Source organism: Anaerofustis butyriciformans (assembly GCF_036289385.1).
GTDB lineage: Bacteria > Bacillota > Clostridia > Eubacteriales > Anaerofustaceae > Anaerofustis > Anaerofustis butyriciformans.
Genome location: NZ_JAYFFH010000001.1, coordinates 610,770 through 636,083, shown reverse-complemented (window position 1 = coordinate 636,083; position 25,314 = coordinate 610,770). Strand labels below are relative to the sequence as shown.

The following is a 25,314-nucleotide window of genomic DNA, read 5'->3' as shown; positions in this document are numbered from 1 at the left end:
GATATAATATAATGCAGAAAATTTATGGAGGGGTAATATGTCAGGACATTCTAAATGGTCAACAATTAAACATAAAAAAGCGAAAACAGACGCTCAAAAAGGTAAAATATATACAAAAATGGCAAAACTTATTGCTGTTGCAGCAAGAGAAGGTGGTTCAGACCCTGATCTAAATGCTAAATTAAAAGATGCAATTGCAAAAGCAAAATCAAATAACATGCCAAATGATAACATTGAAAGAGCTATCAAAAAAGGTGCTGGGGAACTTGGTAACAGCGTATACGAACAAATCACATATGAAGGATATGGAATCGGTGGGGTTGCAGTTATTGTTGAAGCTTTAACAGACAATAAAAACAGAACTGCCGGAGATGTAAGATATTACTTTGATAAAAATGGTGGTAATTTAGGAACAACAGGATGCGTATCTTTTATGTTTGATAAAAAAGGAACAATTCTTGTAGATAATGACGGAAGTGTTGATGAAGAAGAACTTATGATGATTGCACTTGATAGTGGTGCAGAAGATTTTGATGTAAGTGATGATGGTTTTGAAATTACAACACAACCTGAAACTTTTTCAAAAGTATGTGATGCTTTAGAAGAAAATAATATAAAAACATTATCTGCTGAAGTTGCTATGGTTCCTAAAAATTATACAAAGTTGGAAGATGAAGAACAAATTAAGAAATTTGAAAAAATGCTTGAAATGTTCGATGATAATGATGATGTACAAGATGTATATCATAATGCAGAACTTCCTGATGATTATGAATAATAATTTTATAAAGCCTTAAAAGATTTTTCTTATAAGGCTTTTTTTATTTAATAGAATTAAACAAAATTTTGTATCATATATGAATTATAAATTATCTGAGCATAATTTATAATGTTATAAATTAATTTATATTGAAAATATATTATCTATTAAGATATTAAACAAACTTTATGTAGTTTGTTTTTTTTATGTATAAAATTTCCGTATATGGCTAAAATATGAAATAACAAATATATCTGATAAGAGGTTGTTATGGAAAAATTAAGTAAACATAAAATTATGTTAATAGGATTTTTATTTTTAATATCATTCACTATTTTTTCTGCCTGCTCTTTTGCGGGTATGGAAATAACAAAATCTGATGGAAATCAAGTAAAAGGGAGCTTGGAAAATAATGAAGAAAATGTTATAACTACTACAACAACAAGTGTAACATTTAAGCGTTATTATACTAAAGTTGGTATCAAAAAAACAGAAACAGTAAATGTAGAAGCTGGAAATGTAGGTTTAAATAAAAGCCAGTTTTTAGAAAAATATAAAGATTGGACGGTTGAAAGTTTTAATGCTGATTCAATTGTATTATCAAAAAATATAGATTCCTATCCTAAAGGATATTATTTAATTACTGTTAATGAAGATACTCCAGAAGGGTATATTGTAGTGTATTCTTTTGATGATGATGGGAATAAAAGTATTGTAGAACAAACTCAAACTCCTATTGAATTATTAGACAGTACTGCAGTTGAAGAAATAAAAAAAGGTATTGTAGTTCAAAGTGAAGATGAGATGTATAATATATTACAAAACTATGCGGAGTAAGGTGAAAATGAAAAGTAAAACGATGAAGAAAAAGACAAGAAAGAATAAGACAATGAAAAATAAAACAATGATTTTTATTATATTGATTTGTATATTAATGACTATAGGTGTTTATTTTGTAAATATTTATGCTGGAAATTATGTTTATTATGGTTCTCCATCTTCTCAAGTTACTCCTGTACAGCAAAAACTAAAAAGATGGGGCTATTATGATGGAGCGGTAGACGGAAAATTTGGTTCACAAACGGAAAAGGCAGTTAAATATTTTCAAAGTAAAAATGGCTTAACCGTTGATGGCAAAGCAGGAAAAAGAACTTTGGAAAAAATGGGACTTTACAATTTATTGTCTTCAAGTTCTTCATCTTCTTATTACAATTTAAGCAGTAGTGAAATAAATTTAATAGCAAGAGCCGTAAACGGAGAGGCAAGGGGAGAACCTTACGAAGGGCAGGTTGCTGTTGCTGCCGTAATTTTAAATAGGGTAAAATCTTCATCATTTCCTAATACAGTAAGTGGTGTTGTTTATCAAAACGGTGCATTTGATGCCGTTGCAGATGGACAAGTTAATTTAACTCCAAGCACTTCTTGTATAAATGCTGTAAAGGATGCAATGAATGGCTGGGATCCTTCCGGAGGAGCTTTATATTATTATAATCCTAAAACAGCAACAAATGAGTGGATAAGAACAAGACCTATTATCAGAACAATAGGAAATCATGTTTTTTGTAAGTAGGTGAAAAGATGAAAAAAAATATTTTGATTGGATTTTTATTGATTACTGTAGTTACACTTGGTGTGTTTTCTTACCTTGAAACAAAAGATAGCAAAGTGTTGGCAAATAGCATAGAAAATAACTACGATAAAAGTTTAAATTCGCTTCTTGAAAGTTTTGAACAGCTAAGTTCCAGACTTTCTAAAGTTAATGTAAGTAATGACGAAGAATTTATAAAAGAAGAGCTAATAAACTTATATGGACTTAATTTATCTATTAACGAAAATATAAATAATCTGCCTATAAATCATAGTGCAGTTGTTGATGCAAGCGAATTTTTAAATAAAACGACAAACTATTATTATTCATTAATAACATCTGATAAAAAAATTACAAATGAAAATAAAAAAGAAATAAATGAAATATATGAAGCATGTGACAAAATATACCAAAAATTGGATGAAATGAACAGTGAAATACAATATGGAAATGAAGGTTATGATTGGATTGAAAATAGTAATGTATTTATGGCAAATGAGTATACAAAAATAGATAATACCTTTAAAGCTTTAAACGAAGAGGTAAATGAATATCCAACATTGATATTTGATGGTCCATTTTCTGATGCTATAAATCAAAATAAGAAAATATCATTATCAGATAAAATAATAACTAAAGAAGAAGGTATAAACATTGTAAAAGAACTTATAGGCAGTGATGTAGACGTAACTTATAACTCTGATATGAATTCAAGCATAGAATGTTTTGTATATTCTTATGAAATTTCAGATGTTAAATATTATGCGTATGTTAGTAAAAGAGGTGGAAAAATAATAAGCATAAACAGTAATTATGATGCTGATGAAACAGCTAACAGGGTAGTAAGCATAAAGCAAGCGATTGAAATAGGAAAAGAATATATGCAAAAGATGGATATTGATAATATGGAAGAAAATTATTATGAAACAAACGGAAATGTTATCACCATAAATTATGCTTATGAAACGAATGGAGTTACTTGTTATCCTGACTTAATAAAAGTAAAAGTAAGCCTAACCAATAAAAGTGTTGTAGGATTTGAAGCAACAAATTATTATTCAAATCATAGACAAAGAACCTTTGATAAAGATATTTTAAGTAGTAAAGAAGTGTTAAGTTTGGTTAATGAAGATTTTGATGTAACAAGAGTAAGGCTTGCTGTTATTCCGACAAGTACGGAAGAAGAAAAATATTGTTATGAAATAAAAGGTAAATATAATGATGAAATTTTTATAATATATATAAATGCTAAAACAGGACATGAAGAGGATATTTTAAAAGTAATAGAAGCTGATGACAGTATTCTTACGATGTAATATTTTGTTGAAAAAGTTTTTTAAAGATGATATAATAAACCTTTAAATAGCAAGTCGTTTGATCGCTTTTATTTTAAAAGAGGAAAGTCCGAGCTCCATAGGGCAACGATGCCGGTTAACGGCCGGTTAGGGTAACCTAAAGGAAAGTGCAACAGAAAGGAAACCGCCTTTTAAAGGTAAGGGTGAAAGGGTGAGGTAAGAGCTCACAGGCAAATAGGTAACTATTTGGACGTGTAAACCCCATCGGGAGCAAGACCAAGAAATAACCAGACTTTATGTCAGGTGGCTGCCCGTCACTGGTTAGTGGTAGGTCGCTTGAACTTATTGGTAACAATAAGTCTAGATAGATGATCATTAAAACAGAACTCGGCTTATGAACTTGCTATAAAGAAACACCTTTTGGTGTTTCTTTTTTTGTATAATTAAGTTTTTTATCATTTATGGTCAGACGTATTATACCAATTTTAAAACTTCATTAATATATCTATAATCAATTATACAATCTACAATAAAAAAGCATCTGTAAAAACAGATGCTTTTTTTTATTTATAAAATCTGAAAGGTGAAACAACCGCTCTGTCAAATTCTTTTCTTGCTTTTTTTAGTTTATCCATTTCGTTATTAAATTCAACTTTGAATTCATCAGGAAGATTTGTATTTTTAAATGCTTCTTTCATTCTTGCCATTTTTTCAAGATATCTGTCGAGTCTTATGGCAAATTGAGATTTGTATTCATCTTCTGTATAATCTTTATCAAGAGTTTCTTTAAATAATTTTTTTAAATCTTCATATAATGGAATATTTCCAATAGGTGTTTCAACTGCATCATAATCTCCGTGAATTCTGCCTTCAGCCCAAAGTAACCATACTTTTTTATCAAGTTTTCCATTTAAGAAATTGCCATCAATATCTTTTAAGAAATAGTTTGTTGCATATATTCTTGGAACATGTTTTAATTTTCTTCCAAATTCAAAATGTTTTTCAATAAATTGTTTGAAAGGTACTGAAATAAAGTCACAAGTTGCAAGAGGGTCATGAGTTCTTACACCTTCTTTTCCAATTGAAGCCATTGTAGTTTCTGATTCAATGATGCTTCCTGTTACCATACCTTGATTCCAAGATGATGATTCAGCTATTGGAACTGTTGTATGAGCATCTCTTCCTCCAAATATCATTGCATCAAGAAGAACTCCTTCTTTATTATTTAGATTTTCATCTGCATTAGCAAGTTCTTCTATTTTCATTGTATATCTTGCATTTTTACTTGATGGAATTATTCCATATTCTTTTTTCCATTCTCCGCTATGGTTAAATCCTTCTTCAGGAAGTTCAACTCCCATTTTATCCCAATACGTTTTTCCATCACTTACGAGTGTATTAGAGAAAATTACTTCTCTTGGAGTTGTTAATGCATCAAATATAACAGGGTCATCTTTACCATTTATTTCGTTTATTATACCAAATATACCTTGTTCTACATTTACGGCTTTTGGATTACCATCTATGTTTCTTATATATGTTATATCATCTCCTACGATACTTTGTCCTGAAATCATTGCTGTACTTGTTTTACCACATCCAGAAGGGAAAGCACCTGCCATATATGTTTTTCTTCCATCTTTTCCGTGTACTCCCATTAAAAACATATGTTCAGCTAACCAATCTTCGTCCATTGCTTTTTTTATTGCAAGTCTGAAACATAATTTTTTTAGTCCTAAACTGTTTCCTGCGTATTGGTTATTACAAGTATATACAGTGTTATTATTTATATCTATGTAAATTCTTCTTTTATCTATGTTTTTAGTAACGCCGTTTACTAATTCTCCTGCACTATGTATTAAATAAAAAAAGTCATCGCTCCCGTTTAAATTTTTAAAATCTGAATAACCTTGTCTATATAAAAGATTTTCGCTATGTACTACATAAGCAGAATCTGTTATTTGTAAAGCTGGGATAGAGAAAATTGAATTGCTTGGTCCTAGGCAGTAGAAAGCAACGAACATTTCTTTGCCTTTCATCATTCCGTCCATTATTGAGTATATTTCTTTAAGTCCACTGTCTCTGTTTGTCCAGTTTATATCAAGTCCCCAGTTAACTTCTTTATCAAGTAAATATTTTGTGTTTACCTTGTCTCTTGCTTGGTCAAGTGGTGAATCAAAATGATATGTATGACCTTCAAGATTTAAAGGTGTTTCTTCTCCGTTTTTTATTGAAATTTCTTTAATATAATTCTGATCTTCAATACTGTCTGTTAAAACAGTAACTTTATCCGGTTTTAATAGTGAAACCATATTTATTACTTTTTGCATAACATATGGATTTTTCAATTCTTCAAGTTTCTTTAGATTTTCAACGCTAATAATATCTTTCATAGTTGTCTCCTTCTTCTTTAATTGTTAAACGTATACACCACATATAAATAATTTACTACAAATTTGATTTTTTTTCAAGATAAGATTATTTATATATTTCAAATTAAAAAAGGAAAAGTTATATTTATTGATAAAAAAAGGCTTTTAATGTATAATAATTTAATTATAAAAATAAAATTAAGGAGTTTAAAGTGTCTATATTTAGAAAATTTATTAGTTATTATAAACCTTATAAAAAACTATTTTATCTTGATATGTTTTTTGCATTTATTGTTTCGATAGTTGATTTGGCTTTCCCTCAAATTTTAAAATATTTGACAGGTGGGCTTTTTACTTTAGGGAAAGAAACAATACTTAAATATATATGGTTAGTAGCGATTTTAATGTTAATTATGTATATTGTAAGAACATACGGAGAATTTTTTATTACATCTTGGGGACATATTATGGGTGCAAATATGGAAAGTAATATGCGTCAAGATTTGTTTGATAAATATCAAAGATTATCTTTTTCCTATTATGATGAAAACAATACAGGGGATATGATGTCCAAACTTGTATCAGATTTATTTGATATTTCTGAACTTGCACATCATGGACCGGAAAATATTTTTATTTCTACGTTTAAAATTGTAGGTTCATTTATTTTCCTTTTATTTATAAATATTCCTCTAACTTTAATTTTAATATTAATAACTTTTAGCATGCTTGTTTTTTGTTTGTATTTAAATAGAAAAATGCAAGCTACTTTTACCGATAATAGAAAAAAAATTGCAGGTGTAAATTCAGCTGTTCAAGATAGTTTGGCAGGTATAAGGGTTGTAAAGTCCTTTGCAAACGAAGAAATAGAACATGATAAATTTGATTATAGTAACAGACTTTTCTTATCTTCAAAAACTGCACAATATAAAATTATGGGTAAATATCATGCCGGTACATCTTTCTTTAAAGGTCTTTTATATCTTGCTGTTATAGTTTTTGGAGGATTATTTGTAGCTTATGGAAGTATGAATGCTGCTGATCTTGCTGTATATGCTTTATATATAGGGATATTTATTACTCCTGTAGAAGTTCTTATAAACTTTACGGAACAATTTCAAAAGGGATATGCAGGGTTTAAAAGATTTTTAGAAGTAATTGAACTTAATCCTGACATAAAAGACAGTAAAAATGCAGTAGAACTTGAAGATGTTGAGGGAAATATTACTTTTAAAAATGTTTCATTTTCATATGAACACAATAATAAAGTATTAAGTAATATTAATATCAATATTGAAAAAGGGAAAACCGTTGCTTTAGTTGGACCGTCAGGGGGAGGAAAAACAACTCTTTGTTCATTGATTCCAAGATTTTATGATGTTGACAGTGGTGAAATTTTAATTGATAATACAAATATAAAAGATGTAACTTTAAAATCCCTTAGAAGTTCAATCGGTGTTGTTCAACAAGATGTATATATGTTTGGCGGAAGCATAAAGGAAAATATTGCATATGGTAAGCCTGGTGCAAGCGACGAAGAAATAATACAGGCTGCAAAAAATGCAAATATTCACGATTTTATTATGAGTCTTGATGATGGATATGACACTTATGTAGGGGAAAGAGGTACAAGACTTTCAGGAGGACAAAAACAGAGAATATCAATTGCAAGAGTATTTCTTAAAAATCCTGAAATACTTATACTTGATGAAGCAACTTCTGCTCTTGATAATGAAAGTGAAAGACATATTCAATTATCCCTTGAAAAACTTTCTAAAGACAGAACAACTCTTGTTATTGCTCACAGGTTAAGCACTATAAAAAATGCTGATGAAATAATTGTTATTGTAAACGGCAGAACCACAGAAAGAGGAAACCATGTGGACTTAATGAAGAAAAATGGATTATATGCTAAATATTACAATATGCAGTTTGATGGGCTTGAAAAATTTGATATATATGAAGAATAAAAAAGAGATAGTTTAAACTATCTCTTTTGTTTTTATAAAACGTAAATAATATATTATTCCAACAACCATTGGAATAATAGGGGAGATGAATTCTGCAATATATATTCCTATATAAGATAGATTAAATATTTCTATTAATATTATGCTTAAGGAAACTCGTATTATAACTGCTTGAAGAATTGAGTTTAGCATTGCCGTAAAGGAATCTGATACTCCTGTCATAAATGAATCCATAATATACATTACTGCATAGGATATAAAATTTATTGAACAGCATATTCTTAAATATTTTACTCCTTCATTTATAACCTGTATATCAGTTGTGAATATGCCTATAATTTTATAAGCATATATTTGGAAAATCATAATAAGTATAAAACAACTTAATATTGCATAAATTATGGAAAGATGAATTGTTTTTTTATGTCATTAATATTTCTTGCTCCATAATAATAAGATACTAAATTTATTACAGCTTGACCTATTGCCCAGCATGGTAAGGCAGCAAAAGTATTTATCTTTAGTCCTATTCCTGCTGCTGATGCTATTGTTGTTCCATATCCATTTAATATTTTTGTAATTATTAAATACGAAATATTTAAAATAGTCATTTGTACTGCACAAGGTAATCCTATTTTTATTATATTTATCACGTAATCTTTTTTCATATACATATGTTTATATCTTATTTTTGATAATAGTTTTGTTCTTAAATATATATAAGAACAAAAGAAAGATATTCCTTGTGAAATTACTGTCGCAAAAGCTGCTCCTTTTACTTCTAAATTTAATTTATAAATAAATATATAATCTAAAAATATATTTACTAAGGTTGAAAGTATCACAAAAAATAAACAACTTAAAGAATCTTCATATCCTTTAAGAATTGAATAGACTGCATTATATCCAAAAGTAAAAATAATTCCAAAGGAAATTATTTTTATATAATCATTTGCATAATTTAATGCACTTAAAGGTACATTCATAAACTCAAAAATGTTTTTATGCGATAATAAGATGATTATAGTAAGCATAAAAGATATAATTACGGAAAGTGAAAACAACGTAGCTATGGTATGTTTTATATTTTCTTTATTATGTTCCCCGTTAAATTTTGAAATCATAACGCTGGCACCTGTTGTTATTCCCATGCAAACAGAATTTATTATGAATGAAATCATTATTGCACTACTAAGTGCCGTTATAGCATTTTTACCCACAATATTTCCTACAAAAGCAATATCAACAACTGAGTAAAGCTGTTGTAATATATTAATAAAAAATAATGGTAAAACAAGTTTAATTAATTTATTATTTATTTTATATTCTTTTTTCATGTTATTCTCCTTATCTTGATATAAAAATAAAAGACCTAAGATAAAACATTATCCTAAGCCTTTAAATTTGTATTAAAATAAGAATTTCATAATATTAAAACATGAAATAGAATTTTTATATTAAAAATCTTTTATTTTTGGCTTCGTATAATGTTTTATCAAAACTTAATTTATACGAAGCATAGATTATGCAAAGTTTCATTTTTATCTCCTTTAAGGATACTAATGATTCATTATATAGTCTGCCGTATCTTTATCAATTACAAGAGTATTAATATATTTGCCTTTTAAAGCTGCAAGAATTGCTTCGTGTTTATCTTCTCCTCCTGTAATACATACGACGTTTTTACTTCTTTTTATTGCATCTATATCAATAGACATTACTCTATTATTAAAATCGCAGTCTATTTTATTGCCGTCTTTGTCAAAATAGTTTAAGCAAATATTTCCTACTGCACCTTTTTCTTTTAATTCGTTGTAGTCTTTTGGATTTAAAAACTGTTCTTTTAGAGAAGATGTTGAACTTGCCATTAATCCAACGCTGCCAAGAATTATATCGCAGTAATTAAATAGGTTGAATAATTTTTTTAAACTTTCTTCTTGCATTAAAGTTTGTTTTGTTTCTTTTTTTGAAACAAATGTAGGTGCAAACATATAGTATGCTTTTGCATCTATTTTTTCTGCAAAGTTTTTTGTTATGTCATTTGTTAGGCGTGAATCTCCAAGATTGTTAAGACTTCCAACCAATTGAAGCGCTTTAATATTTTTGTATTTACCTTTTAATGCAGGAAAATAATTTACTGTATTGTATATTGTTCTTCCCCATGATATACCTATTGTTAAATTATCTTCAAGTAAATCAGTTACAAGCTCTACTCCGGCTCTACCAAGTGAATGGAATATATCTTCGTCTTCTTGAGGCTGTGCAACCATTACTCTTTTTAGTGAGAACTTCTTTTCTATTTCTGATTCAAGATTAATAAGATATTCTTCATATCCTTTAATGTTGATGTCAACAATTCCAAGTTCTCTGCTTTTTTTAAGAAGTCTGTTTACTCTTTGTCTGGACATGTGTAATCTTTGTGCAATTTCACTTTGGGTTAATTCTTGTTTATAATAGTAATATGCTATCTTTGTAAGGATTTTTTCTTCAACTGCCATAACCAACCTCCATAACAAATGTTATTTTTCTAAATTATATCATAATATTGAGCAAATGTGTCAAATTATTTTTAAAAAAAGTTAAAATTGGTACAAATTATAGTTGAAATTTCAATTGTAATGCTTTACAATGTGTTTAAAGAGAAAGTCATTTGTTACTTTTGTAAACAAATGCTCGTTTAAGAAAATTTTTTCTAACAGCATTAAAAAATAGGAGGATTAAAAATGATGACGTTTGAAGAAAGAAAAAAAGACAAAAACGAAATGCTAAAAGTCTTAAAAACAATGCTTACTTCTAGACATTTTGAACTAAAAGTAAACGAAATGTTTATGGCTGGATTGATTCACGGTACAACTCATCTTGGAGTTGGTGAAGAAGCTTGTCATGCAGGAATTAGTTTAGGTCTTAAGGAAGATGACTGGATTGTTCCTACACATAGAGGACACGGACATTGTCTTGCTAAAGGTGCAACTCCTTATAATATGTTTTGTGAACTTTTTGCAAATTATGAAGGTGGTTGTAAAGGACTTGGCGGTTCAATGCATTATATTGATTTAGAACATTGTAACCTTGGAAGTTCTGCAATTGTAGGTGCAGGTGTTCCAACAGCCGTAGGTGTTGCATTTGCACTTAAAAAACAAGGAAAGAAAAATTGTGTTGCCGCATTCTTTGGTGACGGTGCTTCAAATCAAGGAATGGTGCTTGAAGGAATGAACCTTGCAAGTATTTGGGATGTACCTGTTTTACTTTGCTGTGAAAACAATAGATACGGAATGTCTACACCAGCAAAATTCACAGTACCAGTTGAAGATATTGCAGTTAGAGGAGAAGGCTTTAACATAAAATCTAAAGTAGTTGACGGAATGGACGTACTTGCCGTTATGGAAGCAGTTATGGAAGCCAGTGAATATTGCAGAGAAGAATGTAAACCTTATCTATTAGAATTTAAAACATATAGATACCTTGGACATTCAAAATCAGACCAAAGAAAATACAGAACAAAAGACGAAGAAGAAGATATGAAGAAAAATCATGATGCTATCGAAAGACAAAAAAATTATATGATAGATCAAGGTATGATTACACAAGAAGAATTTGAAGAATTAGATAAAAAGATCGAAAAAGAAATTGAAGATGCTGCTGAAAAAGCAAAGAAAGTGGACAAAATCATCTCTGTTGATGAAGCGATGAGTTATGTTTATGCTGAGTAGGAGGAAATAAAATGGGAAAAATATCTTATTTACAAGCAATAAAAGACGCAATGAGCGAAGAAATGCGTAGAGATGAAAATGTGTATTTCTTAGGTGAAGATATAGGTTTATATGGTGGTTGCTTCGGAGTAAGCAGAGGAATGTTTGATGAATTTGGAAAAGAAAGAGTAATTGATACTCCAATTTCCGAAACAGGTTTTACATATGCAGCTTTTGGTATGGCAATGTTTGGACTTAGACCTATTGTAGAAATTATGTTTGGTGACTTTGTTTCATTAGCTGTTGAACCTATCGTAAACGGTGCTGCCAAATATAGATTTATGACAGGTGGTCAAGTAAAAGCTCCATTGGTTCTTAGAACTCCATTTGGTTCTGGAACAGGTGCTGCTGCACAACATTCACAATGTCTTGAAGCTTTATTCTTAAATACACCTGGACTTAAAGTTGTTATGCCTGCAACTCCTTATGATGCAAAAGGCTTATTAAAATCAGCAATTAGAGACGATAATCCTGTATGCTTCTTTGAAAATAAACTTTTATATAGAACAAATGGTGAAGTTCCTGAAGAAGAATATACTATCGAACTTGGCAAAGCTGATATTAAAAAAGAAGGTAGCGATATAACACTTGTTGCATGGTCAAGAACTTTACTTTTCTGTTTGGAAGCGGCAGAAAAATTAGCTGAAGAAGGAATAAACTGTGAAGTTGTGGATGTTAGAACACTAAGACCATTAGATACAGAAACAATAATTAATTCTGTTTGCAAAACAGGAAAAGCGTTGGTAGTTTACGAAGCTCCAAAATTCGGAGGTTTTGGTGGAGAAATAGTTTCAACAATAAACGAAAGTGAAGCTTTCTATCATTTGGATGCTCCTGTTGAAAGACTTGGTGGAATGGAAATTCCTGTACCTTACAATCCAATTATAGAAAAACAAATTGTTCCTTCTGTTGATGATATTGTAGCAAAAGTAAAAGAAATGATGTAAAGGAGGGTGGTAATATGAGTAAAATATTAGCAACTCCTGCTGCCAGAGTTTATGCAAAAGAGAAAAATATTGATCTTGCAAATGTGGTTGGCAGTGGCAAATATGGTGCAATCGTATTAAAAGATTTGGAAAATGTTCTTCCTGTTATGAGAGAAAAGGGAGTTAAGATTACCCCGGTTGCAAAGAATGTTATGAATTATTACGATGTTGACGTTAAAGATGTAGCTTATTCTAATAATAAAATAACGAAAAATGATGTAATGAGTGCCGTTGGTTTGGAAAAAGAAGAAAAAACAGCATTGGAAAACGCTACTGTTGTTAATGCTCCTATTCTTGAAGATAAAGTTATTCCATATAAAGGAATGAGAAAAGCAATCGGAGATAACATGATGACATCAATGTTAAATGCTCCTCAAGTATCTCATTTTGCAGATATAGATACAACGGAATTTATGAATATATTTGAAAAAACCAAAGCTGTATTTAAAGAAAAATATAATAAAAAACTTACCGTTACTGATTTATTAATGAAAGCTGTTTGTATGACTTTACAAAGATGTCCTAAAGTAAATGCAAACTTTGACGGAAAAGAAATTCATAGAAGAAGTACAGTAAATATAGGTTTGGCTGTTGCTCAAGAAGATGGGCTTGTAGTTCCTGTTTTCAACGGTGTTGAAAATAAAAATATCTTTGATATTTGTGATGAAAGAAGCGAAATTGTACCTCAAGCAAGAGCAAATAAATTAAGCGGTAAATATTACAGAGGTGCAACTTTTACAATCAGTAATACAGGTAGAAGTGTAAATAATTTCTTTACACCAATAATCAATCCTGGTGAAGTTGCAATTCTTGGGGTAGGAAGAACTGCTCAAATGCCTGCTGTTGTTGACGGAGAAATTGTTGTAAGAACATTTACAGGATTTAGTATAACAATAGATCATAGGGTATTGGACGGTATGGATGCTGTTGGTTTCTTAAATACTTTAAATGAAGTTTTAAGCAATCCTATAGGTATAATAATTTAATCAGGAGAATGTTTTATGGGAAAATATATGTTAATGCCAAAACTTGACATGTCTATGGAAGAAGGGCAAATTCTAAAATGGATGTGTAAAGTAGGAGATAAGATAAAAAGAGGCGATATAGTCGTAGAAGTTGAAACGGGCAAGGTTGCTTTGGAAGTTGATAATCCAACAGCCGACGGAACAGTTCTTGCCCTTTATGTTGACGAAGGAGAGGATGTAAAAGTAAATACTCCTATAATGTATATTGGAGAAGATGGCGAAGTTCCTCCTACAAAAGAAGAAGCCATGGGTAAAGATGAAGAAGTAAAAGAAGAATCAAATTCTTCCGGTGATGTTTCAATGGATGATTTTGATGGTAAATTTATGTTAATGCCAAAACTTGATATGTCTATGGAAGAAGGAGAAATTCTAAAATGGATGTGTAAAGTAGGGGATGATATAAAACGAGGCGATATAGTTGTAGAAGTTGAAACGGGTAAAGTAGCTTTGGAAGTTGATAATCCAACAGCTGACGGAACAGTTCTTGCTTTATATGTTGAAGAAGGAGATAATGTAAAAGTAAATGAACCTATAATGTTTATTGGTAAAAAAGGTTCAACTCCTCCAACAAAAGAACAAGCTCAAATGCTTACAAATCCAGATAAAAAAGTTGAATCAAAACCTAAAAAACAAGAAAAAGAATATGATTATGATTTAGCTGTTATCGGTGCAGGTCCTGGAGGATATGTTTGTGCTATAAGAGCTGCTCAATTAGGAGCAAAAGTAGTTATATTTGAAAAAGAAAATATAGGTGGGGTATGTTTAAATAAAGGATGTATTCCTACAAAATCATATGTAAAAAATGCAGAAGTTTTAAGAGAAATAAAACATGCTGATGAAATGGGTATTGAAATTGATTCGTTCAATGTAAACTGGTCTAAAGTTTTAGATAGAAAAAATAAAGTTGTATCAAAACTTACAGGCGGTGTAAAAGGTTTATTAAAACGTCATAAAGTTGATGTTGTTATGGGCGAAGCAGTAATCAATACAAACCATGAAATCTTGGTAGGTAATGATTCATACAGCGTAGATAATATCGTTGTAGCTTGTGGTAGTGAATCTGTTATGATTCCTATTGAAACAGATAACAGTGTTGAAATTTTCGATTCTGAAAAAATACTTAACTTAGATAAGTTACCAAAAGACTTGGTAATTATCGGGGGTGGTGTTATCGGTGTTGAATTAGCCGGTGTAATGAATGAATTTGGTGTTAAAGTAACAATAGTTGAAATGCTTGACAGCATTCTTGCAATGGCAGATGATGATGTTATTAACGTAGTTGACAAAGAACTTAGAAACCACGGTATAGATATTATAACAGGAAAAGGTGCAACCAAGATAGAAGGCGGTAATGTAGTATTATCTGATGGTACTAAAGTTAAAGCTGACTGTGTACTTATGTCTGTTGGTAGAAAACCTGTTAAAGTTGCAAGTAATGTAAATATTGTTGTAAGTGCTAAAGGATTTATTGAAATTGACAATAAATTAAAAACAAGTATTGACAATATTTATGCTATCGGTGATGTTACAGGTAAAGTTATGCTTGCTCATACCGCAAGCAGACAAGGTATTGTTGTTGCAGAAGATTTATTCGGAGAAGGTGAAGAAGTGGATTACAGCATGATTCCTTCTTGCGTATTTACAATTCCTGAAGTTGCTTGGATTGGTTTAAATGAAAAACAAGCAAAAGAACTTGGTATTCCATATAAAACAAGCAAGATGCCTTTCGCAGGAGTTGGAAAAGCACTTGCAATGAATGATACAACCGGATTTGTAAAAGTTATTACAGATGAACGCTTTGATGAAATAATCGGTGTTCATATTGTAGGACTTAATGCTTCAGATATAGTTGCACAAGGTGCAATTGCAATGGATCTTGAAGCTACAAGTGAAGAAATTGCCAATATTACTTTTGCTCATCCTACTTTATCAGAAGGTTTTATGGAAGCATGTGAAGGTATTAAAGGTAAAATGATACATGGATAAGTATTAATTAAAGAGCTTGATAAATTCAAGCTCTTTTTTTATTGTCTTATAACAAAATTTTATTCAAGTTCATATAATGTAATGTATAATCAGGAGAATATTTATATGATAAAATTAACTAATGTAAAAATAGGGCAGACAAAAAAAGTAAAAAAAATATTTGCAAATAAAGATGATAAAAGAAGATTTTTAGACTTAGGGCTTATAAACGGAACAAAAATAAAGCCTGTATTTGTAAGTCCTTTAAATGATCCTATTGCATATGAAATAAGAGGAAGTATTATAGCCCTTAGAAAAGAAGACAGTGATAAAATTTATGTATATTGATTATTTGTAACCAAAAACCTCTTTATGCATATTCTATTATTAGGAAGCATAAAGAGGTGATTTTATGGGGCTAACTTTAGGTTCAACAGGTTCTAAGTTATTAAAAAAAGATGTGTTTGAAAAAGTTGTTGGATGTGATTTTACCATAGGTCTTTGTGGAAATCCCAATGTTGGTAAGTCTACGGTATTTAATGCTTTGACAGGTATGCATCAACATACAGGGAATTGGACTGGTAAAACAGTAAGCAATGCTGTTGGAGAATATAAATATAAGAATAAAAGCTTTCTTTTAGTAGATATTCCCGGCACTTATTCTTTAATGTCAAATTCGAAAGAAGAAGAAATAGCGAGAGATTATATTTGTTTTGGTAAAGCTGATTTAATGGTGGTTGTTGTAGATGCAACTTGTCTTGAAAGAAATTTAAATTTAGTTTATCAAGTTATGGAAATAACAAATAATGTTATTGTATGTGTAAATTTACTTGATGAAGCAAAGAAAAAAGGAATAAATATTAATTTAAAACTTTTAAGTGAGTATCTTGGTGTGCCGGTTGTAGGAGTAAGTGCTAAATATAAAAGGACTTTATTTGATTTAATAGAAGAAATTTATCGTATTTGTGTAGATGAAATAAAAATAACTCCAAGTAATATTAAATATGACATAAAAATAGAAAATGCAATAGAGCATATATCTTCTGTCCTAGAGGGATATGATTTAAAAAATACATATATTAAAAGATGGATATCATTAAAGCTTATTGAAGATAATAAAAAAATTTTAAATTCAATTGAAGAATATTTGGAAATTGATTTAAAAAATAATGCTAAGCTTAAAGAAGTAATTGATTATGAAAAAAATAGATTAAATGAATGTTTATCATATAATTTTACTGAAATGATTATGCAAACTATACTTAAAAATAACGAATTTTTATGTTCTAAAGTAATCCGTTTTAATAACAGAAATTATAACGAGCGAGACCGAAAGATCGATAAAATTCTAACTTCAAAATTATTTGGAATACCTATAATGCTTGGTTTCCTTTGTTTGATTTTCTGGATTACAATATATGGAGCAAACTATCCGTCGGAAATACTTTCTAAGTTTTTTTCTTTTATAGGAATTAAACTATATGATTTATTTGATTATATGAATATTCCTGTATTTTTTAAGGGCATGTTGTTAGATGGTATGTATAATACATTAACCTGGGTTATAAGTGTAATGTTACCGCCTATGGCAATTTTTTTTCCATTGTTTACGATTATGGAAGACCTTGGCTATCTTCCAAGAATTGCATTTAATTTGGATAGATGTTTTAAATGTGTATGTGCATCCGGCAAGCAGGCTTTGACAATGTGTATGGGATTTGGCTGTAACGCAGCCGGAGTTGTTGGATGTAGGATTATAAATTCTACAAGGGAGAGACTTATAGCTATTATTACAAATGTATTTGTTCCTTGTAATGGACGTTTTCCTTTTTTAATTACGGTTGCAACAGTATTTATAGGTGGAGTTGGATTAAATTTTAAAAAGTCAATATTATGTACTTTAACGGTTTTACTTGTTGTATTACTGGGTGTTTTTATGACTTTTGTTGTTTCAAAATTTTTATCGGTTACTTTTTTAAAAGGAGCACCTTCAACTTTGGCTTTGGAACTTCCATCTTTTAGAAAACCAAAAGTAACAGGCATAATAATAAGGTCCATATTTGATAGAACTTTATATGTTTTATATAGGGCTATAATTTTTGCTGCCCCTGCGGGAATAGTAATATGGCTTATGGCAAATATTACAATAGGAGATATTAGCATTTTAGGTTTTGTAGCAAATTTTTTAGACCCATTTGCAAAGCTTATGGGACTAGATGGTTATATTTTAACAGCTTTTATTCTTGGTATTCCCGCAAATGAAATAGTTCTTCCTATTATTTTAATGTGTTATCTTGGTAATGGAAGTATTGTTGATATAGAAAGTACCATGCAAATAGGAAATATTTTAATTCAAAACGGCTGGACAATATTTACAGCAATAAATGTTATGATATTTATGCTTTTGCATTTCCCTTGCGCCACTACTTTAATGACAATAAAAGCTGAAACAAAAAGTATAAAATATACTGTTTTATCTTTTTTAATTCCAACTTTTTTAGGGGTTATGTTATGTATGTTTACAAATTTAATATTTAATTTGTTTTTTATATAATAATATTATTTATTTTCAATTTTATAATATTTTAAAACTTTTTTTAGTACATTATTGTATTCACCACTAAGAAAAGAAAAAACATTTTGTATATTTATATTTTCTTCTTTTAGTGGTGAAATTTCTTTGTAAATCAAATTATAATAAATTTTTATCTTCTTTGATAATCTTTTTTTATCTCTCTTTTTATTTTCAAATAATAAAAGATTCTCAAGTCCAATTATGTTGCTTAAATATTTTACGACATTAAAACGAATACCATTTAATTTTTTTTCATTCATATTTTTTATATTCCTTTACAAAATTTTTAATACGAAAGTATATATAACTATTTACCATAAATATAGTAAATAAAGGTAGTAAATTATTGATAAAAAAATTAAAATGTGGTACTATTTTTGTATATAAAAGAGTTTTTAATCTAATTATATAATTATTAGATAGGAGATATTATAATGTGTAAAATAAATAAAACAGAAGCAAGTTGTGTTAGTGAATATACAGTTCCTGCAGATATAAAAGTAATTGAAGAAAAAGCTTTTAAAGACTGTAATAACTTAAAAAAAGTTATTATTTCTGAAGGTGTAACTGTTATAGGGAACAGAGCATTTGATAAATGTAAAAATTTGGAAGAAGTTGTACTTCCATCTACTCTTAAAATAATAGGAAACAATGCATTTAAAGAATGTTCAAGTTTAAAGAAAATAGTTTTTCCTGAAGGACTTGAAAAAATAGGTAATATTGCTTTTTATATGTGTGAATCTTTGGAAGAAGTTGTAATTCCAAGAAGTATGAAAAGTATTGGATACTACGTATTTTACGGTTGCTCAGGACTAAGAAGCGTAACAATTCCGGATACAGTGGAAAATATTGATTTATTTGCTTTCCATGGATGTACATCTCTTAAAGAAATTAACTTACCTAATAGCTTAACAAGCATTGGCGGTTATGCTTTTTCAAATTGTACTGGGCTTAAAACAATTAAATTACCTGAAAGCTTGGAAAGCATAGGTATTTGTGCATTTGACGGATGTTCAAATCTTGAAGAAATTTTCCTTCCAACAAGTCTAAAAAGCATAAGCGATTATGCATTTGATGGAGCAAACGGACTTAAAAGATTATTTATTCCAAAAACAGTTGAAAAAATCGGCGCATATGTTTTTGCAAACTGTTCAAATTTAGAATGTATAAATGTTGATGAAGAAAATGAATATTATTCAAGTGTAAATGGTGTTTTATATAATAAAGATCAAACAACACTTTTATGTTGTCCTGGTGGAAAAGATGAAGTTGATATTCAACCAAATGTAACTGCAATAGGACCAAGAGCTTTCCTAGGTTGTGTAAATCTTGAAAGTATTGATATTTTAGATGGTATTACAAGTATTGGAAATTCTGCTTTTGACGGATGTAAGAGTTTGGAACAAATTAATATTCCTAACAGCGTTGAAAGTATTGGTGCAGGCGCATTTAGCGGTTGTAGACATATTATAGATATGGTTATTCCAGACAGCGTAAAAGAAATTAAGAGAAGCGTATTTAACGGATGTTGGAGACTTGAAAGATTAACACTTCCATTCATTGGTGAAAGTGAAGAAAAAAATACTTATCTTGGATATTTATTTGGGGCAAGTTCTTATTATGAAAATGAAACTGATGTTCCTGCTTCTTTAAAAGAAGTAACAATAACAAGAGGTGGTATTGATGATTATGCATTCTTCTTATGTTCTGATTTAAAACAAGTTAACATTAAAAACGGTGTTACAAGAATAGGTAGACTTGCTTTCCATAAATGCAGCGGACTTAAAGATATTTATATTCCTGAAAGTGTTGAAGAAATTGGCATTGAAGTATTCTCAGGATGTAAAAACTTAACAACACTTACTGTTGATGAAGATAATAAGGAATATTCAAGTGAAAGCAATATTTTATTTGATAAAGAAAAAACAACAGTAATTTGTTGTCCATTTGTAAAAGGTGCTGTTGTAATTCCAAGTGGAGTTAAGAAAATAGAAGAAAGAGCATTCAGTTACTGTGATAGAATTTCAAGTTTATCACTTCCAAAAACAGTTGAAGAAATAGGAAGAGAAGCATTCTTTGGATGTAGAAGTTTAATTCAACTTGCAGTTCCAAGCGGTGTTAAAAATATAGGTGATTATACTTTTGCAGGTTTTACAGGACTAAAAAGCATAACAATTCCTGAAAGCGTAAAAAGTATTGGTGCATATGCATTTGATGGCTGTACAAATCTTGAATATATTACACTTCCAAGCAGTGTCGAACAACTTGGAGTAGGTGCTTTCAATAACTGTGCAAGTCTTAAAGATTTTATCATTCCAGAAGGTATGAAACATATTTCAGGTTTTGCTTTCTATGATTGTATTAGCTTACAAACAATAAGAATTCCTGATAGTGTTGAATATTTAGGTGAAAGAACATTTGATGGATGCAGCGGACTTACATCTGCAACAATCGGTAAAAATGTTCAAAAAATGGGAAGATATATATTCAACTATTGTAAGAACTTAAACAGTGTAACTATTGAAGGTAGCGATACTGAAATAGGAGAACACGCATTTAAAGCTTGCGATAACCTATACATGTTTGTAAATAAAGGTTCAAAAGCTGAAGCTTATGCTAAAGAAAATGATATTATTTGTATAGCTGAATAATAAATAAATTTAAAAGACACACTTATGTGTGTCTTTTTTTGTATATAATATTTTCATATCATTTAACGGCACTGTAAACCATGAAGTGAATTTCTTTTCTTGCTATAGTATTATCATGGAAGGAGGAAAAAGTATGAATTTGATAGATGGATTACAAAATGCAATAAATTACATGGAAGATAATATAACAGAAGATATTGATTATGATAAAATTGCAGAAGTTGCTTGTTCTTCAAGGTTTTATTTTCAAAGAATATTTCAAATTGTTTGTGTATATACATTAGGGGAATATATAAGAAGTAGAAGGTTATCTTTGGCAGCGGAAGAACTTTATAATAAAAACGTGAAGGTTATAGATGTTGCCTTTAAATACGGCTATAATTCCTGTGAAAGTTTTAGCAGAGCTTTTACTAAATTTCATGGAATTAGTCCAAGTCAAGTAAAAAGCGGTAATTCAAATTTAAAATCTTTTTCTAAACTTTCCATAAAAATTGTAATAGAAGGAGGAAAAGACATGAATTACAGAATTGAAAAAACAGGTGAATTTACTATTATTGCCAAAAGAGCAAGGTATGGAGAGGGTAAGGAAATAAGCAATAAAAATATAAAAAAAACTTGGCAGACATATTTTGAAGATGGCACTATTAAAAAATTATGTTCCTACATTAAACCCGATAATATGTTTAAGGGAGCAATAGTAGGAGTATGTTTTGACGATCCAACAAAGGGAGATTTTGATTATGCAATTGGGACTTTATATGATGGGGGAAAAGTAAATGAAGAATTATCTCTTGAAAATGTTCCAAAAAATACTTGGGCAGTATTTTCTTGTGTAGGGAAAATGCCAGAGGCATTTGAAGAATTATATAAAAGAATATATACAGAATTTTTCCCTACAAGTAAGTATCAACCTTACGGAGGAATGTGTATAGAAGTATATTATAGTGATGATATTTTAAGTGAAGATTATAAATGTGAAATATGGATTTCTGTAAAGGAAAAATAAAAGACCTCTTTAGAGGTCTTTATATTTTTTCAGTAAACATTAATTGTTCTCCTGATTCTTCCATTTGTTCGTCTATATGATTTTCCAAATCATTAATAAAGTTTTCAAAATCAGGTAGTTCAGATATTTTTTCTATTCCCGCAAGTCTTAAAAATTCTTTCGTTGTTTTAAAACTCATAGGTTTTCCTATTACGTCTTCTAATCTTCCAGCTTGTTCAACAAGTCCTCTGTCGATTAATAAGTCTAAAGAACTGCTGGATTTAACCCCTCTTACAAGCTCAATATCCAGTCTTGTAACAGGTTGTTTATATGCGACTATTGCAAGTGTTTCTAAAGCTGCTTGTGAGAGGTTTGTAGTATTATAATTTGTAAGAACTTGTTTTACATAATCAAAGTATTCACTTCGTGTTGTTAGTTGATATGTATCATCTGTTCTAACTAACTTTACACCTCTCATGTTATAATCATATTCGCTTTGTAATTTTTTTAGTAAAGATGTTGCATATTTTTCATTAATATTAAGTACTTTTTTTATTGTATCAATATGCACTTTATCTCCTACAGCAAATAAAATACTCTCAATAATATGTAAAAGTTCATTTTCATCTTTGTTTATAAACTCGTTATTATTTATTTCGCTCATCTTTACTCCTAAATCTTTTCTAATAAAATATCTCCGTATACTTCCGATTGTGTAAGTTTTACGGCATTGATTTTTAACAGTTCTAATGTTGCAAGGAATGTTGCAATAATATATCCTTTTTTATGATTATATTTAAATAATGATAAAAAACTTATCTTGTTTTCTGTTTCAAGTATTTTAGATATGGTTAAGATAGAATCGTCAACAGAAAAAGTATCTGTTTCTATTGTTTGATGGTCACTTATTTCGTTTACTCTTAATTGATGTTTTACAAGAATATTTTTAAGAGCTTTTGCAAGTAATGATACATCTATGTCTTTTACGACATATTCATCTTTTATTTCACTGAAATATTCCGGATCTTTTGTAAGTGACTTATTGTAAACTTGTTCGCCTTCTTTTAAGTTTTTAGTAAGCTCTTTAAAGGCTTTGTATTCGATAAGTCTATTTACAAGTTCTTCTCTTGGGTCGATTTCTTCATCATTTTCATCTACCTCAACAGGAAGAAGCATTTTTGATTTTATTTCCAGTAATGTAGATGCCATTACAACAAATTCACTGGCAACTTCCATATCTAAATCGTTAAATTTATATATATAATCTAAATATTGTTTTGTAATTTCAACAATTGGAATATCATATATATCTATTTCATTTTTATGTATTAAATGAAGTAGAAGGTCCAGAGGACCTTCAAAACTACTTAAATGTAAAATATTTTCTTTCATAATACTCCTTTAAAGCAGTATATTTAAAAACGGCATCATTAGAGGAGATAATATAAATCCTATTACTCCAGTAACAAGTAAAACTATAAGTATGATATATAAATATCTTTCATATTCATAAAACTTAGCTTCATATTTATAAGGAAGTAAACTTGCAAGTATTTTTGAACCATCAAGAGGTGGCACAGGAATAAGATTAAATATCATTAAAGATATATTTATTATTACTCCGTATTGTAAGATATAATATAAAGCTAAAATATCAAATATAGGTGCAACAAATTTATATAAAATTGAGAAAATTATGGCTAGTATCAAATTAGATAAAGGTCCTGCTAAACTTACAAGTATCATTCCTAATTTTCTTTTTTTGAAATTCATTGGGTTAATTGGAACTGGTTTTGCCCATCCAAATCCAAAGAATAGTAGAGCAAGAAACCCTAAAATATCTACATGACTCGTTGGGTCCATTGTCATTCTTCCAGAAATCCTTGCAGTAGGATCTCCCATTTTGTCCGCTACAAATGCATGTGCAAATTCATGAACACTAAGTGCCAATATAATTGGAATAAGCATATATAACATATGTATTAAATTTTGACTACTAAATAAATTCATTACATCTCCTTTTTAATTAGTCCTCAAGCCAGCTTGGAACTACATCGTTTTGAATTAGATTTTCATAAGTATCTCTTTTTACCATTAATTCTGCTTTGTCATCTTTTAAAAGTACAACAGGAGGAGTTTTAAGTCTGTTATAATGACTTGACATTGAATAGTTATACGCTCCTGTGTTTAATACTGCAAGAATATCTCCGGGTGCTGCTTTTGGAAGAAGGATATCTTTAATAAGAGTATCTGTTTCACAGCATTTACCACTTACAGTATAAAGTTCATTTGCTTCTTTGTTGTATTTATTTGCAATAACAGCATGGTAAATTGCATTATATAGAGCCGGTCTTGGGTTATCAGCCATACCACCGTCAACACTTATATATTTTCTTAAATAAGGAATTTCTTTTATTGTTCCTATTGAATATAAAGTTATACCTGCAGGACCGATAATATATCTACCAGGCTCAACTATAATCTTTGGAATTTTTATTCCAAGAACATCACATTGTTTTCTTATTATTTTGCTGATTGTATGTACATATTCTTCAACATCGAATACAGGGTCATCGTGTAAGTAGTTTATTCCAAAACCACCGCCAAGATTTAAAGCTTCAATTTCAACCCCCATTTCTTTTATGTTATATATAATTTCAAGCATTGTTGTTGCTGCTATTTCAAAAGGTTTAGGTGAAGAAATATCAGAACCTATATGACAGTGTACCCCTGTTAAGTTTAAGTATTCTTCATCAATAATCATTCTTGCTGCTCTTACAGCCATATTTACAGGTATACCGAATTTTGAATCGATTCTTCCTGTTTGTATATATTCATGTGTATGAGCTTCAACCCCAGGAGAAACTCTGAAATGTACGTTTTGAACCTTTTTAAGTTTCTTTGCTATTCTTCCAACCAAACCTATTTCATAAAGGCTGTCGATTGTAATAACACCGACACCTGCTTCAATAGCTTCTTTGATTTCTTCTGCTGATTTATTACTTCCATGGAAACATATTTTTTTAGGGTCAAGACCTGCTTGTAAAGCTGTATAAATTTCTCCGCCTGAAACAGTATCAAGACAAATTCCTTGTTGTTTTATTATTTTAACCATAGCAATATTTGTAAAAGCTTTTCCGGCATAATTTATATCATAATCAAGTCCGTATTCTTCAAAACTTTCTTTGATTAAATTAATGGCTTCTACAATTTTATTTTCACTTATAACGTAAAGTGGTGTTCCGAATTCTTTTGCAAGCGCCACGGTATCATGACCTGCGAAAATAAAATGTTCATTCATGTCTACTAACTCCTAATTTTAATTATTTTTTCTTTAGCTTAATTACACATTATATCAGATATTTATTTCTTTTTAAATAAATTATATTAATT

22 protein-coding genes and 1 other RNA gene are annotated in these 25,314 nt (G+C 29.5%); 14 read left to right on the top strand and 9 right to left on the bottom strand.

Going from position 1 to position 25,314, the window contains the following annotated elements; genetic code table 11:
• Positions 1 to 37: 37 nt before the first annotated feature.
• The 5 genes from V2W16_RS03075 to rnpB all read left to right on the top strand — a co-directional run bounded on the left by V2W16_RS03075 (position 38) and on the right by rnpB (position 4,054).
• Positions 38 to 778, top strand: coding sequence for a YebC/PmpR family DNA-binding transcriptional regulator (locus V2W16_RS03075; RefSeq protein WP_329381342.1), 741 nt, complete (start codon positions 38 to 40; stop codon positions 776 to 778).
• Positions 779 to 1,030: 252 nt separating this feature from the next.
• Positions 1,031 to 1,597: a BofC C-terminal domain-containing protein gene (locus V2W16_RS03070; RefSeq protein ID WP_329381339.1), complete on the top strand. Its 567-nt coding sequence runs from the start codon at positions 1,031 to 1,033 to the stop codon at positions 1,595 to 1,597.
• A gap of 7 nt (positions 1,598 to 1,604) precedes the next feature.
• Entirely contained in the window at positions 1,605 to 2,330 is a 726-nt protein-coding gene (sleB, locus tag V2W16_RS03065) for a spore cortex-lytic enzyme (protein WP_329381336.1), read from the top strand.
• An 8-nt stretch (positions 2,331 to 2,338) separates the two neighbouring features.
• The gene (locus tag V2W16_RS03060; protein WP_329381331.1) at positions 2,339 to 3,664 is read left to right on the top strand and encodes a PepSY1/2 domain-containing protein; all 1,326 of its coding nucleotides are present in this window, start codon (positions 2,339 to 2,341) and stop codon (positions 3,662 to 3,664) included.
• 46 nt (positions 3,665 to 3,710) lie between these two features.
• Positions 3,711 to 4,054, top strand: an RNA gene (rnpB, locus tag V2W16_RS03055) — RNase P RNA component class A.
• A 152-nt stretch (positions 4,055 to 4,206) separates the two neighbouring features.
• Here the strand turns inward: rnpB and V2W16_RS03050 are convergent.
• Complete coding sequence (locus tag V2W16_RS03050; protein WP_329381328.1) at positions 4,207 to 6,036, bottom strand: phosphoenolpyruvate carboxykinase (GTP); 1,830 nt, start codon at positions 6,034 to 6,036, stop codon at positions 4,207 to 4,209.
• 191 nt (positions 6,037 to 6,227) lie between these two features.
• On the opposite strand from V2W16_RS03050, the gene V2W16_RS03045 reads away from it, so the two are divergent.
• A complete protein-coding gene (locus V2W16_RS03045; protein ID WP_329381324.1) occupies positions 6,228 to 7,985 on the top strand; it encodes an ABC transporter ATP-binding protein in 1,758 nt (585 codons plus the stop codon).
• A 12-nt stretch (positions 7,986 to 7,997) separates the two neighbouring features.
• On the opposite strand, the gene V2W16_RS03040 is transcribed toward V2W16_RS03045, so the two are convergent.
• The 3 genes from V2W16_RS03040 to V2W16_RS03030 form a co-directional block, all read right to left on the bottom strand.
• Positions 7,998 to 8,351 carry an MATE family efflux transporter gene (locus tag V2W16_RS03040; protein WP_329381321.1) on the bottom strand — a complete coding sequence of 118 codons (354 nt, stop codon included), beginning with the start codon at positions 8,349 to 8,351 and terminating at the stop codon, positions 7,998 to 8,000.
• 32 nt (positions 8,352 to 8,383) lie between these two features.
• Positions 8,384 to 9,322, bottom strand: a complete 939-nt coding sequence (locus V2W16_RS03035) for an MATE family efflux transporter (protein WP_329381318.1) — start codon at positions 9,320 to 9,322, stop codon at positions 8,384 to 8,386.
• Positions 9,323 to 9,544: 222 nt separating this feature from the next.
• Positions 9,545 to 10,483 carry a sugar-binding transcriptional regulator gene (locus V2W16_RS03030; protein WP_329381315.1) on the bottom strand — a complete coding sequence of 313 codons (939 nt, stop codon included), beginning with the start codon at positions 10,481 to 10,483 and terminating at the stop codon, positions 9,545 to 9,547.
• Positions 10,484 to 10,708: 225 nt separating this feature from the next.
• On the opposite strand from V2W16_RS03030, the gene V2W16_RS03025 reads away from it, so the two are divergent.
• The 6 genes from V2W16_RS03025 (at position 10,709) to feoB (ending at position 18,264) form a co-directional block, all read left to right on the top strand.
• On the top strand, positions 10,709 to 11,695 hold the full coding sequence (locus V2W16_RS03025) for a thiamine pyrophosphate-dependent dehydrogenase E1 component subunit alpha (protein ID WP_329381312.1): 987 nt from the start codon (positions 10,709 to 10,711) through the stop codon (positions 11,693 to 11,695).
• A gap of 11 nt (positions 11,696 to 11,706) precedes the next feature.
• A complete protein-coding gene (locus tag V2W16_RS03020) occupies positions 11,707 to 12,681 on the top strand; it encodes an alpha-ketoacid dehydrogenase subunit beta (RefSeq protein ID WP_138269099.1) in 975 nt (324 codons plus the stop codon).
• A gap of 14 nt (positions 12,682 to 12,695) precedes the next feature.
• The gene (locus V2W16_RS03015) at positions 12,696 to 13,706 is read left to right on the top strand and encodes a dihydrolipoamide acetyltransferase family protein (protein WP_329381309.1); all 1,011 of its coding nucleotides are present in this window, start codon (positions 12,696 to 12,698) and stop codon (positions 13,704 to 13,706) included.
• A gap of 15 nt (positions 13,707 to 13,721) precedes the next feature.
• Positions 13,722 to 15,731: a dihydrolipoyl dehydrogenase gene (lpdA, locus tag V2W16_RS03010; RefSeq protein WP_329381306.1), complete on the top strand. Its 2,010-nt coding sequence runs from the start codon at positions 13,722 to 13,724 to the stop codon at positions 15,729 to 15,731.
• A 105-nt stretch (positions 15,732 to 15,836) separates the two neighbouring features.
• The gene (locus V2W16_RS03005; protein ID WP_329381303.1) at positions 15,837 to 16,058 is read left to right on the top strand and encodes a FeoA family protein; all 222 of its coding nucleotides are present in this window, start codon (positions 15,837 to 15,839) and stop codon (positions 16,056 to 16,058) included.
• Between the two features lie 64 nt (positions 16,059 to 16,122).
• Entirely contained in the window at positions 16,123 to 18,264 is a 2,142-nt protein-coding gene (gene feoB / locus V2W16_RS03000; protein WP_329381299.1) for a ferrous iron transport protein B, read from the top strand.
• Between the two features lie 5 nt (positions 18,265 to 18,269).
• On the opposite strand, the gene V2W16_RS02995 is transcribed toward feoB, so the two are convergent.
• The gene (locus V2W16_RS02995) at positions 18,270 to 18,545 is read right to left on the bottom strand and encodes a hypothetical protein (RefSeq protein WP_138269103.1); all 276 of its coding nucleotides are present in this window, start codon (positions 18,543 to 18,545) and stop codon (positions 18,270 to 18,272) included.
• Positions 18,546 to 18,719: 174 nt separating this feature from the next.
• On the opposite strand from V2W16_RS02995, the gene V2W16_RS02990 reads away from it, so the two are divergent.
• Both V2W16_RS02990 and V2W16_RS02985 read left to right on the top strand, forming a co-directional pair.
• Positions 18,720 to 20,936, top strand: a complete 2,217-nt coding sequence (locus tag V2W16_RS02990) for a leucine-rich repeat domain-containing protein (protein ID WP_329381296.1) — start codon at positions 18,720 to 18,722, stop codon at positions 20,934 to 20,936.
• Positions 20,937 to 21,069: 133 nt separating this feature from the next.
• Positions 21,070 to 21,942: an AraC family transcriptional regulator gene (locus tag V2W16_RS02985; protein ID WP_329381293.1), complete on the top strand. Its 873-nt coding sequence runs from the start codon at positions 21,070 to 21,072 to the stop codon at positions 21,940 to 21,942.
• Positions 21,943 to 21,961: 19 nt separating this feature from the next.
• On the opposite strand, the gene scpB is transcribed toward V2W16_RS02985, so the two are convergent.
• From scpB to lysA, 4 genes are read right to left on the bottom strand one after another with little or no spacing between them, the layout of a single operon-like run.
• A complete protein-coding gene (gene scpB / locus V2W16_RS02980; protein WP_329381290.1) occupies positions 21,962 to 22,585 on the bottom strand; it encodes an SMC-Scp complex subunit ScpB in 624 nt (207 codons plus the stop codon).
• An 8-nt stretch (positions 22,586 to 22,593) separates the two neighbouring features.
• Positions 22,594 to 23,313 (bottom strand): segregation and condensation protein A, encoded by a 720-nt coding sequence (locus tag V2W16_RS02975; RefSeq protein ID WP_253230080.1) that lies wholly within the window; start codon positions 23,311 to 23,313, stop codon positions 22,594 to 22,596.
• Positions 23,314 to 23,322: 9 nt separating this feature from the next.
• Positions 23,323 to 23,931: a site-2 protease family protein gene (locus tag V2W16_RS02970; protein ID WP_329381286.1), complete on the bottom strand. Its 609-nt coding sequence runs from the start codon at positions 23,929 to 23,931 to the stop codon at positions 23,323 to 23,325.
• Between the two features lie 16 nt (positions 23,932 to 23,947).
• Positions 23,948 to 25,222, bottom strand: coding sequence for a diaminopimelate decarboxylase (lysA, locus tag V2W16_RS02965; protein WP_329381283.1), 1,275 nt, complete (start codon positions 25,220 to 25,222; stop codon positions 23,948 to 23,950).
• Positions 25,223 to 25,314 lie beyond the last annotated feature (92 nt).

Coding starts and splice junctions, on each gene's coding strand:
- V2W16_RS03070 (WP_329381339.1), top strand. CDS start 1,031: ATGGAAAAATTAAGTAAACATAAAATTATGTTAATAGGATTTTTATTT.
- V2W16_RS03060 (WP_329381331.1), top strand. CDS start 2,339: ATGAAAAAAAATATTTTGATTGGATTTTTATTGATTACTGTAGTTACA.
- V2W16_RS02975 (WP_253230080.1), bottom strand. CDS start 23,313: ATGAAAGAAAATATTTTACATTTAAGTAGTTTTGAAGGTCCTCTGGAC.
- V2W16_RS02995 (WP_138269103.1), bottom strand. CDS start 18,545: ATGAATGAAAAAAAATTAAATGGTATTCGTTTTAATGTCGTAAAATAT.
- V2W16_RS03040 (WP_329381321.1), bottom strand. CDS start 8,351: ATGATTTTCCAAATATATGCTTATAAAATTATAGGCATATTCACAACT.
- V2W16_RS03015 (WP_329381309.1), top strand. CDS start 12,696: ATGAGTAAAATATTAGCAACTCCTGCTGCCAGAGTTTATGCAAAAGAG.
- sleB (WP_329381336.1), top strand. CDS start 1,605: ATGAAAAGTAAAACGATGAAGAAAAAGACAAGAAAGAATAAGACAATG.
- V2W16_RS03075 (WP_329381342.1), top strand. CDS start 38: ATGTCAGGACATTCTAAATGGTCAACAATTAAACATAAAAAAGCGAAA.
- lpdA (WP_329381306.1), top strand. CDS start 13,722: ATGGGAAAATATATGTTAATGCCAAAACTTGACATGTCTATGGAAGAA.
- V2W16_RS03035 (WP_329381318.1), bottom strand. CDS start 9,322: ATGAAAAAAGAATATAAAATAAATAATAAATTAATTAAACTTGTTTTA.
- V2W16_RS03020 (WP_138269099.1), top strand. CDS start 11,707: ATGGGAAAAATATCTTATTTACAAGCAATAAAAGACGCAATGAGCGAA.
- scpB (WP_329381290.1), bottom strand. CDS start 22,585: ATGAGCGAAATAAATAATAACGAGTTTATAAACAAAGATGAAAATGAA.
- feoB (WP_329381299.1), top strand. CDS start 16,123: ATGGGGCTAACTTTAGGTTCAACAGGTTCTAAGTTATTAAAAAAAGAT.
- V2W16_RS02990 (WP_329381296.1), top strand. CDS start 18,720: ATGTGTAAAATAAATAAAACAGAAGCAAGTTGTGTTAGTGAATATACA.
- V2W16_RS03005 (WP_329381303.1), top strand. CDS start 15,837: ATGATAAAATTAACTAATGTAAAAATAGGGCAGACAAAAAAAGTAAAA.
- V2W16_RS03050 (WP_329381328.1), bottom strand. CDS start 6,036: ATGAAAGATATTATTAGCGTTGAAAATCTAAAGAAACTTGAAGAATTG.
- lysA (WP_329381283.1), bottom strand. CDS start 25,222: ATGAATGAACATTTTATTTTCGCAGGTCATGATACCGTGGCGCTTGCA.
- V2W16_RS03030 (WP_329381315.1), bottom strand. CDS start 10,483: ATGGCAGTTGAAGAAAAAATCCTTACAAAGATAGCATATTACTATTAT.
- V2W16_RS02985 (WP_329381293.1), top strand. CDS start 21,070: ATGAATTTGATAGATGGATTACAAAATGCAATAAATTACATGGAAGAT.
- V2W16_RS03025 (WP_329381312.1), top strand. CDS start 10,709: ATGATGACGTTTGAAGAAAGAAAAAAAGACAAAAACGAAATGCTAAAA.
- V2W16_RS02970 (WP_329381286.1), bottom strand. CDS start 23,931: ATGAATTTATTTAGTAGTCAAAATTTAATACATATGTTATATATGCTT.